General features: G+C 38.1%; 1 pseudogene. It reads left to right on the forward strand.

The annotated features are described in order from the left end of the window. Positions 1-88: 88 nt before the first annotated feature. Positions 89-250, forward strand: a pseudogene (locus A7589_RS22680) (hypothetical protein); the annotation flags it as partial. Positions 251-270: the final 20 nt, after the last annotated feature.

Genomic DNA, 270 nt, shown 5'->3' on the forward strand with positions numbered 1-270 from the left:
TCATAGAATAGTATCCAAATGTGCTTTTTTTTGGATAACGGCACTTATTGTTATATTCATGAAGATTATAATCACAAGGGAATACATAATGAAAAGAAAAGTTCTGGCAATGCTGGTCCCGGCGTTATTAGTTGCTGGCGCAGCAAATGCGGCTGAAATTTATAATAAAAATGGCAATAAAGTTGATTTCTACGGCAAGATGGTTGGTGAGCGCATCTGGTCGAACACTGATGATAATAACAGCGAAAACGGGTAATGCTGCCAACTTAC

Origin of the sequence: Escherichia sp. MOD1-EC6475 (assembly GCF_003046645.1) — a bacterium.
Classification (GTDB): Bacteria; Pseudomonadota; Gammaproteobacteria; order Enterobacterales; family Enterobacteriaceae; genus Escherichia; species Escherichia ruysiae.